Source organism: Pseudomaricurvus alcaniphilus, from assembly GCF_011440395.1.
GTDB classification, from domain to species: Bacteria; Pseudomonadota; Gammaproteobacteria; order Pseudomonadales; family Cellvibrionaceae; genus Pseudomaricurvus; species Pseudomaricurvus alcaniphilus.
This window is the reverse complement of the sequence record NZ_JAAOIX010000001.1, coordinates 1,442,257-1,459,027: the sequence shown is the minus strand read 5'-3', so window position 1 is coordinate 1,459,027 and position 16,771 is coordinate 1,442,257. Positions and strand designations below refer to the sequence as shown.

The 16,771-nt window shown below is 55.8% G+C and carries 13 protein-coding genes and 1 pseudogene; 8 read left to right on the top strand and 6 right to left on the bottom strand.

The window, feature by feature from the left end:
- Nucleotides 1–3: 3 nt before the first annotated feature.
- Nucleotides 4–1,164 (bottom strand): Gfo/Idh/MocA family protein, encoded by a 1,161-nt coding sequence (locus tag G8764_RS06065; protein WP_243748555.1) that lies wholly within the window; start codon nucleotides 1,162–1,164, stop codon nucleotides 4–6.
- Between the two features lie 193 nt (nucleotides 1,165–1,357).
- Between G8764_RS06065 and G8764_RS06060 the strand changes: the two genes are divergently transcribed.
- Complete coding sequence (locus tag G8764_RS06060; protein WP_207951683.1) at nucleotides 1,358–2,116, top strand: helix-turn-helix domain-containing protein; 759 nt, start codon at nucleotides 1,358–1,360, stop codon at nucleotides 2,114–2,116.
- A 926-nt stretch (nucleotides 2,117–3,042) separates the two neighbouring features.
- Here G8764_RS06060 and G8764_RS06055 read toward each other — a convergent pair.
- The 3 genes and pseudogenes from G8764_RS06055 to G8764_RS06045 all read right to left on the bottom strand — a co-directional run bounded on the left by G8764_RS06055 (nucleotide 3,043) and on the right by G8764_RS06045 (nucleotide 6,018).
- Nucleotides 3,043–4,434, bottom strand: coding sequence for a tyrosine-type recombinase/integrase (locus G8764_RS06055; protein ID WP_166162831.1), 1,392 nt, complete (start codon nucleotides 4,432–4,434; stop codon nucleotides 3,043–3,045).
- 259 nt (nucleotides 4,435–4,693) lie between these two features.
- Nucleotides 4,694–4,828, bottom strand: a pseudogene (locus G8764_RS06050) (transposase); the annotation flags it as partial.
- Between the two features lie 47 nt (nucleotides 4,829–4,875).
- Entirely contained in the window at nucleotides 4,876–6,018 is a 1,143-nt protein-coding gene (locus tag G8764_RS06045) for a LuxR C-terminal-related transcriptional regulator (RefSeq protein WP_166162828.1), read from the bottom strand.
- Between the two features lie 271 nt (nucleotides 6,019–6,289).
- Here G8764_RS06045 and G8764_RS06040 point away from each other — a divergent pair, with 271 nt between their 5' ends.
- From G8764_RS06040 to G8764_RS06030, 3 genes are read left to right on the top strand one after another with little or no spacing between them, the layout of a single operon-like run.
- Nucleotides 6,290–7,057 (top strand): SDR family NAD(P)-dependent oxidoreductase, encoded by a 768-nt coding sequence (locus G8764_RS06040; protein WP_166162823.1) that lies wholly within the window; start codon nucleotides 6,290–6,292, stop codon nucleotides 7,055–7,057.
- A 37-nt stretch (nucleotides 7,058–7,094) separates the two neighbouring features.
- The gene (locus G8764_RS06035) at nucleotides 7,095–7,847 is read left to right on the top strand and encodes an SDR family NAD(P)-dependent oxidoreductase (RefSeq protein WP_166162821.1); all 753 of its coding nucleotides are present in this window, start codon (nucleotides 7,095–7,097) and stop codon (nucleotides 7,845–7,847) included.
- 16 nt (nucleotides 7,848–7,863) lie between these two features.
- A complete protein-coding gene (locus tag G8764_RS06030) occupies nucleotides 7,864–9,993 on the top strand; it encodes an oxidoreductase (RefSeq protein ID WP_166162818.1) in 2,130 nt (709 codons plus the stop codon).
- 98 nt (nucleotides 9,994–10,091) lie between these two features.
- On the opposite strand, the gene G8764_RS06025 is transcribed toward G8764_RS06030, so the two are convergent.
- Together G8764_RS06025 and G8764_RS06020 are read right to left on the bottom strand one after the other, a co-directional pair.
- On the bottom strand, nucleotides 10,092–10,847 hold the full coding sequence (locus G8764_RS06025) for an SDR family NAD(P)-dependent oxidoreductase (protein WP_166162815.1): 756 nt from the start codon (nucleotides 10,845–10,847) through the stop codon (nucleotides 10,092–10,094).
- A gap of 60 nt (nucleotides 10,848–10,907) precedes the next feature.
- Nucleotides 10,908–12,188, bottom strand: a complete 1,281-nt coding sequence (locus tag G8764_RS06020; RefSeq protein ID WP_166162812.1) for an MFS transporter — start codon at nucleotides 12,186–12,188, stop codon at nucleotides 10,908–10,910.
- A 190-nt stretch (nucleotides 12,189–12,378) separates the two neighbouring features.
- Between G8764_RS06020 and G8764_RS06015 the strand changes: the two genes are divergently transcribed.
- The 4 genes from G8764_RS06015 (at nucleotide 12,379) to G8764_RS06000 (ending at nucleotide 16,760) form a co-directional block, all read left to right on the top strand.
- The gene (locus G8764_RS06015; protein ID WP_166162809.1) at nucleotides 12,379–13,170 is read left to right on the top strand and encodes an SDR family oxidoreductase; all 792 of its coding nucleotides are present in this window, start codon (nucleotides 12,379–12,381) and stop codon (nucleotides 13,168–13,170) included.
- 8 nt (nucleotides 13,171–13,178) lie between these two features.
- Nucleotides 13,179–14,393 carry a helix-turn-helix transcriptional regulator gene (locus G8764_RS06010; protein ID WP_243748554.1) on the top strand — a complete coding sequence of 405 codons (1,215 nt, stop codon included), beginning with the start codon at nucleotides 13,179–13,181 and terminating at the stop codon, nucleotides 14,391–14,393.
- 262 nt (nucleotides 14,394–14,655) lie between these two features.
- A complete protein-coding gene (locus G8764_RS06005; protein WP_166162806.1) occupies nucleotides 14,656–15,672 on the top strand; it encodes a zinc-dependent alcohol dehydrogenase in 1,017 nt (338 codons plus the stop codon).
- A complete protein-coding gene (locus tag G8764_RS06000) occupies nucleotides 15,669–16,760 on the top strand; it encodes a DUF1214 domain-containing protein (RefSeq protein ID WP_166162803.1) in 1,092 nt (363 codons plus the stop codon). The genes G8764_RS06005 and G8764_RS06000 overlap by 4 nt, the downstream gene beginning before the upstream one ends.
- The last annotated feature ends 11 nt before the right edge of the window (nucleotides 16,761–16,771 follow it).

Below are 16,771 nucleotides of genomic sequence, written 5' to 3'. Positions count from 1 at the left end.
GGGTTACCCGTGATTGGGAAACGGGTGCCATTTCACGTCGCTGGCACTGGCCGCCACCGCCAGCTCGATAAACGCCATGCCGCGCACGGCGTCCTCGATGCCGGGCAGGTCGGCGGCGCGTTCGCCCGGTGGAGTACCTGCTGCGTGGGCGCGAATCTGGCCGGCAAAGGCCATGTAAAGGTTGGCGAAGGCCTCGAGGTAACCCTCCGGGTGGCCACCCGGGGTACGGGTATTGGCTACAGCCAGGCGGCCCAGGTAGCCGCCACCGGTACGCAGCATCTCAGTGGGGCGGTCGTTCCACTTCAGCCAAAGAGTGTTGGGCTCCTGCTGCGACCACTCCAGTCCGCCCTGTTCACCGTAGATACGGATGCGCAGGGCGTTCTCTTCGCCGACGCTGACCTGGCTGGCCATCAGTACGCCTTTGGCGCCGCTGTTGAAGCGCAGCAGCATGGCGCCGTCGTCATCCAGGCTGCGGCCTTCGACAAAGGCGGTGAGGTCGGCACAGACTTCACTGATCTGCAGTCCGGTCACGTATTCCGCCAGATTGGCGGCGTGCACGCCGATATCGCCCATGCAGCTGCTGATGCCGGCCCTGCTGGGGTCCAGGCGCCAGGCGGCCTGCTTGTTATCGGCGTCTTCCTGGCGTTCGGCGAGCCAACCCTGGGGGTATTCCACCACCACTTTGCGGATCTTGCCGAGGGCACCGGCGGCCACTCGTTCGCGCGCCTCTTTCACCAGTGGGTAGCCGGTGTAGGTGTGGGTGAGGCTGTACAGCAGGCCGGTGTCGCGGACGATCTCGCGCAGTTTCAGGGCCTCGTCGAGATTGAAAGTAGCGGGCTTGTCCGAGAGCACGTGGAAGCCCGCTTGCAGGGCCGCCTCGGCCACCGGGAAATGCAGGTGGTTGGGGGTGACGATCGCAACAAATTGCATGCGTTGGTCGGCGGGCAGGGCCGCTTCGGCCGCCATCATCTGCTGGTAGCTAATGTAGCTCCGCTCCGGTGGCAGATGCAGGGCTGCACCGGAGCGTTGGGCGCGTTCGGCGTTGCTGCTGAAGGCGCCGCACACCAGTTCTACCTCGCCGTCGAGGAAGGCGGCCAGGCGGTGGACTGAGCCGATAAAGGCGCCTTCGCCGCCGCCGACCATACCCATGCGAATCTTGGCCATGTTATTCTCCTGCTTAATGTTGGTTGTTTTGCGCGGGAAAGGTTAATCCCGTATAGCAATTGGCTCGCCTGCCGTGGTAGGCGGGCGGTGGAGATTTCTGCATAAAGCTTAACGGAGGGGTCGGCTCTGCGTTAGCAGGAATTACGGTATAATCTGGACAAATTCGGCGTGCGTATTCCTGGAGGTTGTAGCCGTGTTGGAACCAAGCAGGGCAGACGGGCAGCAGATGGCCGACTATTTTTTTAGCCAGACGAATATACATCAGCTATTGCATACCTTTGATATGCTGCCGCACACACTGATCTGGATCAAGGATCGCGCCAGCCGCATCATGTTCGCCAATCGCTGTTTTCTCCACCAGTACGGGGTGTCGGGTCTTGCTGACCTGATTGGCAAATGCGATACGGACTTTTCCCCACGGGCGATTGCCCGACAGTTTATCGAGGATGACTGCAAAGTATTGGCGGGCAAGCAAGTGGAGGAGAGGCTGGAGTTGAATATCCTGCGCACCGGTGAGATCTGTTGGTTCCTAACCAGCAAGCACCCCCTGCTGGCGGACAGCGGCGATATTATCGGTACCTACGGACTGTCCCGACGCTTGGAAAAATCCAGTATTTCGTTGGCTGCGGTGCGGCAACTGGAGCTGTCCATTGACTATATCCGATCCCATTTTTGTGAGGAGATTGAAATCGCCGCGTTAGCGCGAGTCTCTTGTTTATCGGTAAGTGCATTGGAGCGCCGCTTCAAAAAATACCTGCATAAATCGCCCAAGCAATTTGTCAACGAAATACGCCTCGAGCACGCCCGGCGCTTGCTGGCCGATGGCAGCGAACCCATCGCCGATATTGCGATGGCTTCAGGTTTTGCCGACCCAAGCTACTTTACGCGCTTGTTTAGCCGTTACTTTGGCTGCCCGCCGACGCATTATCGCCGTCTGCAGGAAGAGCCCTGATCGTAGTACTGTTCCTTATTTCACCGCATTCTGCAGCTGCCACCCTTCGCAATGACCTCCGCGTTATTCGTTTACCCAGCAGGGAATTGACACCGGGTACAACACTAATAAAGCTGTCTTGCTGGTGTGATTCTATCAATTGGCAGAGAATCCTATCGCTAATCAAAAGGCTTTCTGTGTATTTGGATATAAAGATTAATAGCATAACCCACTGATTGCCAAGCCCAGTGGTCGGCCTAGATCGCGACCACCTCATTTTTACCTCGATGGCGGTAGTGCTCTGTTTTAAAAGTTGGGCACCGGACTTTCGTTGATTGCTCTCAGTGGCAACGCTACAGATGCTTTTGAATGTGCAGCGGAAAAGAAGGGGTCGCCCTTGAAAATGATAGCAGCATTATATTCGTCACGGGGTAACGTTTATTATAATAATACCAATATATTCACCAATCGCTTCGCGCAAATTACCCCTAACGCGCGCGAATTCCTGTTCGGTATCAATCACCGTGGCTCGCCATTTCACACGTGACGTCCGTTGTTTGTTGGTGTACCAATCTATGGTGCAATGTGAGGCGGTTCCGTAGAGGTATGTTGCTGCAGTTTCAATGCCATTGCGCTGGCGTGGTTTAACTTCCTTATTTTCAGGGGTCACCTCCCATGCAGGGCGGCCGCGTCTTTTTTCTCATCCATGTGATCGCTCCTTTTTAAACGTTACCCGGTAATATATAATAAGATAGCTGATTCTTGTGCCGTTAGCCAGCCGTTTTTTATATGTTGCCCAGAGGTTGGCGGCAATAAGTCTCTCGGCTCCTGATATTGAGGCCTTCGCTGGAAAATTTTAGGCTTTTCTCTAGAATCCCGGAGCATTCACTTCTTTCTTTAATTGCTGTTGACCAAAAATTTGCACCCAACCTGGCCAAACATCATCATTAATCGAACTGATTAAACCGAGCAATATCCGCAGGCGTGTAAATATCAGCCGCTCGATGGATGGCCTTGTACTCTTCGTAGTGTTGTTCAATAACCGCAACACTGTTGCCGCATTGTTTGGCAATCAACCGTATATCGACATTCGCGCGCAGCGAGCAGTTGATGTATTCGTGCCGGCAACTGTAAAGTGTGTAGTCGTGTTTGAGTCGGTTTCCAAGGTAGCTTCGGTATTGCTCCATGATGCGGCAGAAGTCCGGTACGCCCTCGGTTGTATGAAAAATATACTCCTCTGATCTGGCGGCAATGATTTCACGTATTCCATTGTCCTTGCCGTACTTGTGGCGCCAGATCTGCTCGAGGATGTCGGCTGTGGGACCATTCAACAGAATCTCACGGCCTTTTTTGTTCTTGCCTGATTTCGCGCTGGTTTTTCCGTGTCCGATGTGAGCGATGATCGCTCGCTTGTCTTCGCCATCAGAATTGAAGTGGCTTTCATAGATGGCGGCCCACCTGAGGTTCATGGGTTCGGTGCCGGTACGAACGCCGGTTGAGCACAAGAATTGGAAGTAGTAGGGGAACAGTTGCCGATAGGCTCTAGTCTTTTTGCTTTGCGCCCTTCGCTCGGTGTGTTTGTCGCCTTTTCCCTGGGTGAAATCATCGAATGAGCTGAGGATTACTTTTAGGTCTGAGTCCTCAAAGACCTTATGGGATTCTGAAGATTTTTCGTTTTGCTTGGCGAACTTTGAAGTAGACGGCAGCTGTGGATAATCCGCTTGGGCGATAATCCCATGGCGCAGGCAGTAATCGAGCACATACTTGATGGCCGTCTTTTGGGTGGTGATCTGCGTCTTGCTCTTCGATGGCAGCTGATGAAAATAGGCTTCCAGGGCGCCATAGGTCACAGCATCGATCGTTTTGCCTCTGAAGTAGGGTATAAAGGATTTCGCAATGTGGTTGATATAAGTCTCAAGGGTCGATTTTCCACTGCCCTTTTGGCGCTTCTTTTTTGCCTCCTCCAGCTCCTTTATCACCGCATTGCAGACCAAGGTGACGCCGTGACCCTTGACGGGGTCTTTGAGCAAGCCGGCGCTGTGCTGATACCTCAGCAGGCTGGCAATTGAAATTGCCTCTGATTTCGCTTTTTCCGGGTCACTGAGGTAAACCTTGGTGCTCTGGCGATAGGGCCGCGGTCCTAGTCCGCTCACGGACACCCACCAGAAAGGCGATTCGCTGTTTCTGTAAAGGCGTATACTGTCGGCAACCAGAATGGAGGTGGAGGAGGGGGCAGGGCGGTTGTGCTGTGATGTTTTGATCATCTGCTCGAGCTGATCCCGGTCGGCAGTTGATGCAATTTTGATCAGCTCGGAAAGCAGTTCTTCCTGTGATTTCATCGAATATACGTCCCTGTTTTCGTTAGAGTCAGAGTGTATATTGGAATCCTTAAATAGTATAGAGTGTGTATATATAAGGATTTAAATATTTTAAGATGTTGATTTAAAACAAGTTTTTATAAGCGTAATTGATTCAAAATCCCCCGCCCTTAAAAGCGTGCCGGTTCGAGTCCGGCCTCTGGTACCATTTAAAATCAATGACTTACGTGCATTGTCTCTACCCCAATAAGGCTCTACCCCATTAACGGGGGATGGGCACTCATCGAACCCTGTTAATAATGCCATCCCATCCACAGTGGGCCAGCACTCTCAGTCGGTAATTCTCAAAGTTTCTAAAACCATACGCTCTCCTCGACATCATTTCCATTTTGTTGTGGAAGCCTTCGGTAATGCCCATCGGGTGGACCGTTTTAGTTTGTATGGTGAGGTATACTCCCGGGTTTAGAGTAGGCGCGCGCTGCTTCGGTTAAGGATCGCGACCACCTGTGATTGATTCTTCGCGTCAAGTTTGTCGTAGATGCCCCGCAGGTGAGTTTTGACCGTGTTGATGCTGACCCCCAGTAATTCAGCCACTTGCGCCTGGGTTTTCCCCTCCGCCAGGTACACGCTTATTTGCGCTTCACAGGGTGTCATGCTGTAGATATTGCGCAGCATTTCGATGTTGAGGTCAACATTGGAACGCTCGCAGTCGTTTAGGTAAATCACCACCCTGGAGGCCAGGTTAGTGCCGTCATAGGTGGTGTTGCTAATCGGCTTGATGACCATGTCCAGTTGTGGCTTGCCGGGGTATTTCTCGATCCTGAAGCCCGTTCCGGATTGTTCTGTTTCGGCAGTCTTTGAGAGATGCAATGCATGCTTGATGGCCGACTTGAGCTCCTGGTTCTGGCGAGGGTCGGTGGCTTTAAGGCGATCCTCGAGGAGGGTGAGCCCGCGACCGCCCTGGAGGATCACCTTGGCCATTGAGTTGGTAGTAATTACCCGGCCATCTGCGTCCAGCGTCAGTGCACCCACCGACACCTTGCTCAGTGTGCTGTTGGTGATGTCGTTTAGACGCGAGTGTTGTATGCGTTCTTCCCGCAGTTGCACGGCGCGGCGAAGATGTGGCGTGATCCATTCAAAGACTGCTTTCTCCGCTTCGCCAAAATCGGCACAGTCATCGGTTCGTTCCACCGACAGTTTGATCCGGTAGGTGTCCTCGAACGCCAGGTCCTGGCTCAACAGGAACCGGATGCCGATGGGCTTCAAATAATTGAGATACAGTTCACTCTTGTAGAACTGATCGGCGCGCAAGGTTTCCGCGATAGTCGATGGTTCAGGTTGCGAAATATGCAGGGTTTCACTCATGGACAATAGATGGCGAATGGAATCTTTGGTCGAGCGCGACCAGAACTCCCGGTCATTGGTCAGCAGGTAGAAGTTCTCCTCCGGTTTGAGAACGCTGAATACCAGCGAGGCATCCCTGGAGCCGGTGGCTGTGCACAGCCTATCCAGAAACGAAGACCAGGGTGACACCTCATCGATGCCGGCGTAGACCGAGTGCACAAGCTCGTCGTAGTCGGTGAGTGCGAGCTCCAGTTTTCTCATCGTTATGACTCTATAAAATCTTATAATTATCAGCTGGTTAGGCCATTTTCTGGCATCTAGCCCGGCCCCCCTTCAGCGTTTTAGCCTTGTAAGACTAACACTTGGCGGGTGCTTGTCAAAGCTGCCGCATACTTCGTTTACAGTATGAAATTGCTTGAATTCCTCCTGGCGTGATGGTCTCGATATCATTCGATCAGGTGATTCGTGGCTCGGAGGTGGCGGTTAACATGCCCATAGATCAACAGACACGTAACAATAACAGGGACAATCCATGGGCGATTCCAGTAATAGCTCCAGGGCGGGCACCGCGGGTCGGGTTCACTATGATTTTTCCGGCGCCAGAACCCTGGTGACTGGCGGCACCAGTGGCATCGGACTGGCGATAGCTCGTGTTTTGCTTGAGGCAGGCGCCGAGGTGACTGTTACCGGTACCCGGCAGGCCTCGTCGGATTACGAAGCGGATCTGCAGGGCTGTACCTACAGGCAGCTGGATCTGGCGGACCTGGAAGCCGTCGAGCGCTTGGGTCAGAGCTTCGAACGCCTCGATGTGTTGGTAAACAACGCCGGCAATACCTTTTCCAGCGAGGAGTTTGAGAGAGCCATAACCGTTAATCTCACCGCTGTGCATCATTTGTCCCGGAGCTGCCGCCCCGCATTGCAGCGCAGTGTGCTGCAATGCGGAGGCAGCATCGTCAACATCGCCTCGATGATGTCGTTCTTCGGCAGTCCCTACTTCCCCGGCTACGGCGCTGCCAAGGCAGGTATAGTGCAGCTCACCAAAACCTGCGCCGCCCTTTGGGCCGGAGAAGGCATTCGCACCAATGCGATTGCCGCCGGTTCCATTAAAACCCGTATGACCCAGACCTACTGCGATGACCGCAGTGTGCACGATTTGATCACAGCCAAAACCCCGCTGGCTCGCTGGGGGCGCCCCGAGGAGATTGCTGCGGCGGCACTGTTTCTGAGCTCCTCGGGCGCGGGCTTTATTACTGGCCACACGCTGGTGGTCGACGGCGGCTATTCCATTATTGACACCTGAAATTATCGAAGCCTAAATTCTACCAGGAGTAATAACTATGAAGAGATTTGAGGGCAAGGTGGCCTTGGTCACCGGTGCAGCGTCCGGTATTGGCCGGGCGACCGCAGAGCGATTAGCTGCTGAGGGGGCGACCCTGATGCTGGCGGACATCAATGAGGCGGCGCTGCAGACGTTCAGTGCCTCGCTGGCGGCCAGTACGGTCGATCACGTACGCTTTGATGCCACAGATCCTGCCTCCTGCCGCGCCATGGTGGCAGCCACTGCCGAGCGCTTCGGCCGTCTGGACGTGCTTTGCAATATTGCTGGCATCGCCGGGGCCTGGCGGCTGGAGGATATGTCGCGCGAGGCCTGGGATCGCATGCTCGCCATCAATCTGACCAGCATTTTCGATGTCACCCAGGCCGCTATGCCGTACCTGGTCGAATCCAAGGGTAACATTGTCAATATTTCCTCAGCGTCGTCGCTGCAGGGCCAGCCGTACAATTCCTGTTACTGCGCGGTCAAGGCTGGAGTCAACGGCTTTACTCGTGCCATCGCTGCAGAGTTCAGCAGCAAGCAAGTGCGTGCGAATCTGATCGCCCCAGGCGGTGTGAAAACAGCAATTTATGACAATTATTCCTTCCCGAGTGATGCCGAGCAGATGCTGGTGAATCGCATGCTGCCATTGCCTGGCTACGAACTGGCCGAGGCGCAGGAAATCGCCGCGGCCGTGGCCTACGTTGCCTCTGATGAAGCGCGCTTTATGACCGGTTCTGTCGTCGTGCTCGACGGCGGCCAGACTACCCTGTAAGCGGATTGCCAACACCATGTCGAAACCCCTGCAACACATAACCGCGCCCGGTCGCATCGGCCAGATACCACTGCGCAACCGCATGATCATGACACCCATGGGCTCCAACACCGCGGCGGAAGGCGGCTTCTGCAGTGAGCAGACCGTGAGTTACTACGAGGCGCGCGCGCGCGGTGGGGCTGCTATGCTGATTATGGGCTCGGTGAGTGTCGCCTGGCCGCGCGGGTCGTCCAATTATCGCCACATCGCCCTGTCCGATGACAAGTACATCCCCGGTTTGCAACAACTGGTCGAGGCGGTGCATGCCCACGATTGCCGGGTGGCGGCACAGCTCCACCACGGCGGGCTGATGGCCTTTAATGAGGCGGCGGTCGGGCACCCGACTCTCTGTCCGTCGGCACCTCAGGGGCACTCTGCGGATGAAATGACGCCATTTATGACCGCGGAGGAGCTGGGGATAATTTCCGCGCCGATGCAGGAGCCAACGTTTAACCTTCACTACAAGGAAGCGGATGATGATGATATTCGCTGGGTGATCGATGTTTTTGTGGCAGCCGCCGAACGGGCCAAGCGTATCGGCTTTGATGGCGTTGAAATCCATGCCGGCCACGGCTACCTGATCGCCAATTTCCTCAACCCGTCAGTCAACCGTCGCCAGGATCGTTACGGCGGTTGCATCGAAAATCGTTCGCGCCTGTTGGTAGAGATCATCACTGAAATCAAGGCCAGGGTGGGCGCTGAATACCCCGTCTGGTTCCGCCTCGACTCCGTGCATTTTACCGACGACGGCATCACTAATGAAGATGCCCAGGTGACAGCCCGGCTGGCAGTTGCCGCTGGCGCCGACGCCGTGCATTGCAGCGCAGATGGCGATCATGCCAAGGGTACTTGTTATTCAGATGGCCACGCGACCCACACTCCCGGCCGGTTCGTACCCTTTGCTGCTGCCATCAAGGCTCAGGTTGCGGTACCAGTGATCTGCCCCGGGCGGATCGAGCCCGAGGTGGGCGACCGCCTGATCGGCGATGGTCAGGTGGATTTCATTACCATGGGGCGCAAGTTGCTGGCCGATCCGGATCTGCCCAACAAGATTCTGGAAAACCGGCCGCAAGATATCCGCCCCTGCATTTACTGCTATACCTGCATCAGCAACATTTTCGTCAACAATCACATTCGTTGCGCTGTCAACGCCATGACCGGGTTCGAAAGCGAGCGCGACCTCATCGGCAGCGACCGCGCGCGCAAGATCCTGGTGATTGGTGGCGGTCCGGCGGGTATGGAGGCGGCCCGGGTGGCGGCCCTGCGCGGCCACCGGGTCACCCTGGTGGAGAAGGCCTCCCGGTTGGGTGGTACGGTCTATTTTTCCGGCGTTTCCTACCCGCCCAACGGCCGCTTGGTGGCCTACCTGCAGCACCAGGTGCGCCAGTTGCCCATCACTGTTGCCCTGGGTGTCGAGGTGACGCCCGACTACGTCGCGCGTCAGGCACCGGATGCTGTAGTGGTGGCAGTGGGGGCTGCGCGGGAAATGCCCGAGGTAGAGGGCATTGATCTGCCCCATGTGTTCTCCGGCGATGACATGCGCAGCATGATCACCGGCGATGATGCCGAGCAGGTAAAGGGCAGACTCAGCAGTTTCAATCGCATGATGCTGGGTCTTGGCAGTGCCTCGAGGATAACTCGCAATATTCCACTGATGCGCAGCCTGAGCAAATTGTGGATGCCCATTGGCAAGCGAGTGGTGATGATCGGCGGGGGGCTGGTAGCTGTCGAGTTGGCGGAATTCCTCGCTGAGCGCGGTCGCCAGGTTACGCTGCTGGATGAGGGCACGGTATTCGGCAAGGAAACTCCTCTGGTACGGCGCTGGCGCAACCTGGCTGATATCCGCAAGTTGGGGGTGCGCTGTCTCCCCAATGCCAGGGTCATCCGCATTCGCCAAGGCCTACTCACCTACGTCAACGCTCTTGACCAGGAACGCACCATCGCTGCCGACTGTGTCATCGTTACCTCGGGTACCGTCGCCAACACCAGTTTGGCTGAGAGGTTGCGGCAGCAGGGTTACGAAGTACACATGGCGGGTGATTGTAGCCAGGTTGGCTACATTGAAGGCGCCATGCATGGCGGTTTCAAGGTGGGAGCTGCACTTTGAGTGTGTAGAGCGGAAGGTCGGGTTAAGGCGCGTAGCTTCTTAATCCGACTACCACCAGTTACTCGGATATTCCAGGTTAGTTCCCCACTTCTCCATATTCACAATTGCGAAATCGTCGCTCCAGCATCCACCACGATCGATTGCCCGGTGATATAACTTGCGTCTTTTGAAAGTAGAAAGCGCGCCGTGGTGGCGATCTCCCAGGGTTCACCAATGCGCTTCAGCATTGTCTGCGCGGTCAGGTGTTGCTCCAGCCCCTCAGTTCTGTCAAAAGCGCGCTGAGACATCTGGGTGCGAATATAGCCCGGGCAGATGGCATTGATACGGATGCCGTCTACACCGAGGCTGTCGGCCAGGCAGCGGGTCAGGGCCATGATGCCCGCTTTGGAGACGGTGTAAGCAGGGATAAGGCCATTGCCCAAGATGCCGTTAATGGAGGCAATACCTACTACCGCAGCACCCGGCGCAGCACGCAGGTCCGGCAGCAGTGCCTTGATCAGGAAGGTATACGAACGCAAGTTGATGTTCTGCACCCGATCCCAATCCACTTCCGTTAGGTCCTGCAGGCGTGCCTCTTGGGAAATGCCTGCAGCGTGTACCAAACCGCCGATGCTACCGAGGGCGCTGCGGGTGGTGTCGATATGCCGGGCATACTGGGCGGTATCTGCGATATCCAAAGTTGCGACGCAAGTAGTCACTCGGTAATTGGCGGCGATTTCCGCCGCTGTCTGAGTAGCACGCTCGGCGTTGAGATCCCAGATGGCGACCGGGCGCCCGGCTTCGGCCAGGATTTCGGCACAAGCGCGGCCAATGCCCTGGGCGCCGCCGGTAATGATGATGCCGGATTGAGTCATAATATTGCCTGGTTGTGTAGTGTGACGATTTTCTTGTGACATGTTGTTATTAGGACGTTGTCATTGTGGATCGGCCTTCATGTGGCCCCGCGAGAGCTGCCTCCGCCGGCCCGGCATAAATACCAGAAAAAACAGTGCTGCCGCGCTGAATAGAGCGATATGGATTTGCAGGGTAAAGTTGTAGTTGCCGGTAGTGTCAAACAGAAAGCCGGCGAAAACCGGAGCGCCAAAGGTCAGGGGTACGAGTAGCATGGACGCCAAGCCAACGGCAGTGCCGAATGACGAGGCGCCAAATGTCTGGGCCAGCAGAGCAAAGAACGCCGGAGTCAGGCCACCGCCGGCAATGCCGATGCCGACGATGGCCAGCAACAGGGTTTCGAACGGCGGTTGTGACAGCAACAAGCACCAGAGCAAGGCTTGCAGCAGAGCGGCGCTTCCGGCAGCTAGATGAGGGCTGGTACGGTCGGAGAGCCAGCCCAGGAGCAGGGCGCCAATCATTGCACAGACACCGTTGACCCCCAGCAAAATAGATGCCTGCCGGGGTGTGATGCCGTAGTCGGTGGCAAAGGCAACGATGTGGGTGATGATGACGATGGAGCCGGCGGTGACCATACCGGCGAACAGCACGATACCCCAGTAAAGTGGCTGTTTCAGCAATGATGAGGTGCTGTGTTGTTGTTCACTGGGTGAGTTGCTCTCGATGCCGGGGGCTGCAGGTACATGTGCCCCCAGTGGCTGCTGCCCCACGTCGCGCGGCCGGCTGACGATCAGCATCAGCAGCGGCAATACCAGGAAGAATCCCACCCCGATCAGTTGCAGGGATTGGCGCCAGCCGATGGCGGTCATAGCTTGAGTAAACACTACAGGCATGATGGCCACGAATAGGGGAATGTTGACGATGCCGATGGCCAGGCCGCGCTTGCTCTGGAACCAGTTGTTGGCAAGGGTGGCGGCAGCGAGTGGCCCCATCATGGCAACGCCAACGCCGATTAGCAGGGTGTAGGCGATCAGAAATATCAGCATTGATGGGGCGTGTGCGGAAGCCAGAAAACCGGTGCCGATCAGGCCTGCGCCGAGCATAGCGATACGGCGGATTGAGTGGCTATCCAGCCACTGGCCGATTAAGGGAGCGGCGAGCCCCATAATCAGAGTAATCAAGGCGATGCCCAGTGATGCCATGCTGCGCGAAACATCGAAGGACTCTGTCAATGGCACCACTAGCAGCCCGTAGGTGCCGAAGGTACAGCCAATGGCGAGGTTCTGGCAGAGGAAGCCCATGCCCACCATGCGCCAGCCGAGGAATCCCTTTGATGTTGCTGGCGGAGAAGTCGAATACTGCATTGTTTTATCTCTCTAGTTTGGGGGCTGGCTCTGTGCGAATGCCGGTTGGAGTAGGTCAGGCATCAATGGATACTCAGGGTAGCAAGTGCACTGCCGGGATCACATCATTTGTTCAGGTGAGGCACGGCAAGCCGCGGCGCGCTAGTGTAGCGATTACACAGTGACAGCCAACAATAAAAGAAGGTGGAACATGCTGCTTGCCAACAAGGTTATCGTTATCTCCGGGATTGGACCTGGCCTGGGCATTCACTTGGCCTCACTGGCCGTGGCGGAGGGCGCCAGCGTGGTATTGGCAGCCCGATCGCAGGCCAAACTCGATCAGGTGGCAGAGAAACTGATTGCTGGCGGCGTCGGTGCGAGTCGGGTGTTAACGGTGGCGACCGACATTTGCCGCGATGAGGATTGTCGGCGTTTGGTTGACGCCTGTCTGGCCCGCTTCGGTCGTATCGACGCATTGATCAACAGCGCCTATAACCCGGGTACGTTTGGTGCGTTAATGGATGTGTCGGACAGTGACCTGCGCGCACCGCTGGAAGTGAACTACTTTGGCACGATGACTCTGACTCGGGCGGTCGTACCGTCAATGCTGCAGCGAGGGCGTGGCTGCATTGTCATGGTCAACACTATGGCCGTGCACCAGACCATGCATAGTAATGGTGGTTATGCCGCCTCCAAGGCTGCCCTGTCGGCGGCCTCCGCCAATTTGGCGATGGAGTTGGGCCCCACTGGAATTCGGGTTAACTCTGTTTACTTGGGCTGGATGTGGGGGCCCAGCGTCGAAGGTTATATGCAGCACGCCGCCGAAGAGCGCGGTGTCAGTGTGGAAGCCATCAAGCAGGAAGTTGCCTCGAAGATCGCGCTGCGGCGTATTCCCACCGATAAGGAATGTGCCAAGGTGGTATTGATGCTGGCTTCGGATTACGCCAGTGCCATGACAGGTGCCTCGGTGGATGTCAATGGCGGTGAATATATTCCCCATTAACGAGGGCAATGGCAAACGGTGGTGATCTGGAGAGTAACCCGATTTCCACCATGCCGACACATACTTATGAGATCAGTATGCTGCGTGACCTAACCCTAAAACAATTCAGTCTTTTGCTGGCATATCTGTACGATGGCCATTTGCAGGAGGACCCCTACAGCAAGTTTCTTGAATTGCTCAGAGGTCTCATGGATTTGAACTTCGCCTCGATAACTTTGAGAGAACCCTTGGGTGAGGATGGTGGAGTGCTGTTTGTTTCCTGTGATAGCCTGAAAAATACCTATGTGGACGATCACGAAATCCCCTATACCGATCGCTATTATGCCTCCAGCCTGATGACCGACCTGCCTTGGGGAGAGGTCGTGACGATGGATGAGATCATGCCCAGCACCTCGTTTGAGAAGAGTGATCTGTACAAGATCTGTATGGAGCCCATCAATATTTATCATATGGCGGGCATGGATTTATGCTATCTCGGCTGCAAACGCTTCGCTGTGCGGCTATGTCGGCCAAAAGATGCACCCAACTTCAGCGCAGAAGAAAAGCATTTTTTGCATCTTCTTGGTGGGCACATTCAGAGAGCGGTTGCCAACGGCATGCAATTGATAAAGTTGGATAATGAATGCCGCTTTTTTTGCAGCACCATCACGAGCCTGTCCATTGGTACCATTTCTCTGAACGAGCGAGCGGAGGTGTTGGGTTGTAACAGTGCCGCAGAAAGCCTTCTGGCTGAAAAAGACGGGATTACGGTGGTCAATAATCAGATACACCTGACCAATACCGGTGCCCGGGAAAAATTGCACGCCTACATTACCGAGTCCCTATGGGCGCAGCGAAATCGGAGTGCCGCGCCGGTCTATGTGATGGCAGTACCCAGGCCATCAAGCAAATCCAATCTGGAAATACTGATCAAGCCATTGGCCATTGACAATAGTGTGGCACCGGGCGATACGCCGCGCCTGGTCGTCTTCGTCAGCGACCCCGAGAAGCAATACGAAATCAACGTCAATGTGCTGACATCGCTGTACCAGCTGACCCGAGCCGAGGCGGTGCTCGCCAAGTACCTGTCCGCGGGCATAACGGTGGATGAATGTGCCACTTCTCTGGGTATTACCCGCAACACCGTGCGGGCCCAATTGCGTTCGATCTTCGCAAAAACCGGCGTCACCAAACAATCTGTTCTAGTGAGTCTTGTTCTGAGAAGTTTGGCGAGGCTCTCCTAATTTATTGGGAGTGAAATGCAATGAGAAGTCTATTGATTACCAGCGCTTTCTCTTGTTTCGGCCTGGGCATTGCGACCTCTACCGTTGCACCCATTTCTGACCAATTACGCGGTTTCCAAGAAGGCATTGGCAAGCTTGCTGAAACGGCCTCGACGGGGATGTCCAAAATTCATGTAAGCGAATGAATACAGCGGGCTACCAATCAACTAGATTGTGGAGCGTCAAGCCGCAATTCTATAACCAGACCAGAGCATATAACACTATGAAGGCAGCGATATTCAAGGCCCCCTATAACATACGTTGCGAAGCTGACGTTGCTTACCCGGCAATTGAATCGCACGAGGTGCTGATCAAGGTCGCCGCTTGCGGCATCTGTGGTTCGGACATGCACATGTACCGAACCAACGCGCATCGCAGTGAAATCACTCGGGTCACGGCCGCTGGCCAGGAAATTCCGGGTCACGAATTCAGTGGTGAAATTGTTGAGGTCGGCAGTGAGGTTACGGGATTTAACGTGGGGGAACGGGTGGTCGGTGTTGGCATGGGCGGTTTTGCCCAATATGTGCCAGTACCGGCCAACCCTTTTCAGCTGGTAAAAATTCCCGAGGGGGTCACTTTCGAAGAGGCGGCCACAACCGAGCCCTTGGCTGACGGCCTGCAGATGCTGCGCAAGGCGGCACCCCGCCCGGGCGAGAATATCGTCGTTTACGGGGTTGGAATTATTGGTCTTGGAGTTATCCAGGCGTTGCGCGCCATTGTCGTTGACCCGGGGCACATTGTCGCCATCGATGTGTCCGAGCGGCGTTTGGCGCTGGCGGCCGAGTTGGGGGCTACCCCCGTCAATGCGCGTGCTGGCGACGTTATCGAGCAAGTGCGTGCCATCTGCGGGTCGGCGCCTGTTCCTTGGCCGCCAAGTAAGCCACCGGCGGTAGACGTTGTGATCGACTGTGCGGGTTACATCAAAAGTATGCAGGGCAATACGCCGTTGCAGAACGCGCTCTACATGCTCAAGGGGCAGGGAGTTGGACGAGTTGTCTGCTTTGGCGCCTACGAAGACCGCTTTCCCATCGATTTCATGCCGGTCATTCACAAGCAGATTACCATCATGGGCTCAGAGGGCTATGCCGCTGAGGAGTTGGTGCAGGCCCTGGCTATGATGGCGAGCGGCAAGGTCAATCGGCAAATGCTTATTTCACACAACTTTGCGCTGGATGAGGTTGCTGCGGCGTTCGAGGTACAAGGCCAGGCCGATGCCGTCAAGGTGATGGTTCGACCATGAATGTTCTGGAAAACGGACAGCTCTGGCAGCGCTATTGCGACCGCCTCAGCCAGGCGGCTGCTACACTCAAACGGCCGGCGGCGCCGACTAACGCCTTTGACCAGGCAGAGGGTACCCGTTACCTGAGTCGCTTGATCCGGCTGGGGCTGGAGATTTACCTGGAGAGCGGTGATCCGGAGTTCCCCACTTTTTATCAACCCAGCCATGAGACGGCAAAAATTGGCGGGGATAACCCGGACAATCTGTATCTATCAGCGACCATTTCGGGCAAGCACTGTTACCGTTTGACCGGCAACATTGGTACAGTGGCCTACCTGAGTATTGGCTCCAAGGCGAATCGCTACGCCATTGATGGCACCATGCCCTCTACCGGCGAGTTGACGCGCGCGCAATTCCGCCCTGATGCCGGTGGTGATTTTACGATCATTGCCAGCGTGATCCCGCCGGTGGAAGATGTCGCGTGGTTGCCGCTTGCGGAAGATTCTTCCATGTTGCACTTGCGCCAGACTTTTCTGCAACGTTGTAACGAAACACCCGCTACCATTGCCATCGAACGAATTAGCCCCGGGCCGTCCATGCCCGCGTCCGTTGACCCCGGGGTGTTGGAAAATCGCTTGATGGCAGCGGCCGACTTCGTGGTCGGCAGCTCTGCGCTGTTTGCCGATTGGGCCGAGAAGTTTATGAGTCGCCCCAATCAATTGCGCGACTGGGGCCAGGATATGTTCATCAAGGCTGGCGGCGATCCGCAGATATTCTACGTGCATGGTTACTGGGCGTTACAGCCCAAACAGGCGCTGGTCATAAAAACTGCAGTGCCCGAGTGCGAACACTGGAATATCCAGGTTAACAATTGGTGGATGGAATCCCTCGATTACCGCTATCACCCTGTCTGTATAAACAAGCACAGTGCCCGCCTCAACGACGATGGCAGCGTTACTGTGGTGATTGCCCAGCGTGATCCCGGATTTGGCAACTGGTTGCCCACCGTCGGTCACGCACAGGGCTTTGTTTTGCTGCGGTGGGTAAAAGCGGATTGTCATCCGGTGCCCGGCTGTCGGGTGATTGAATTGCCAACAGAAACTGAATGATGCCCCGGCTG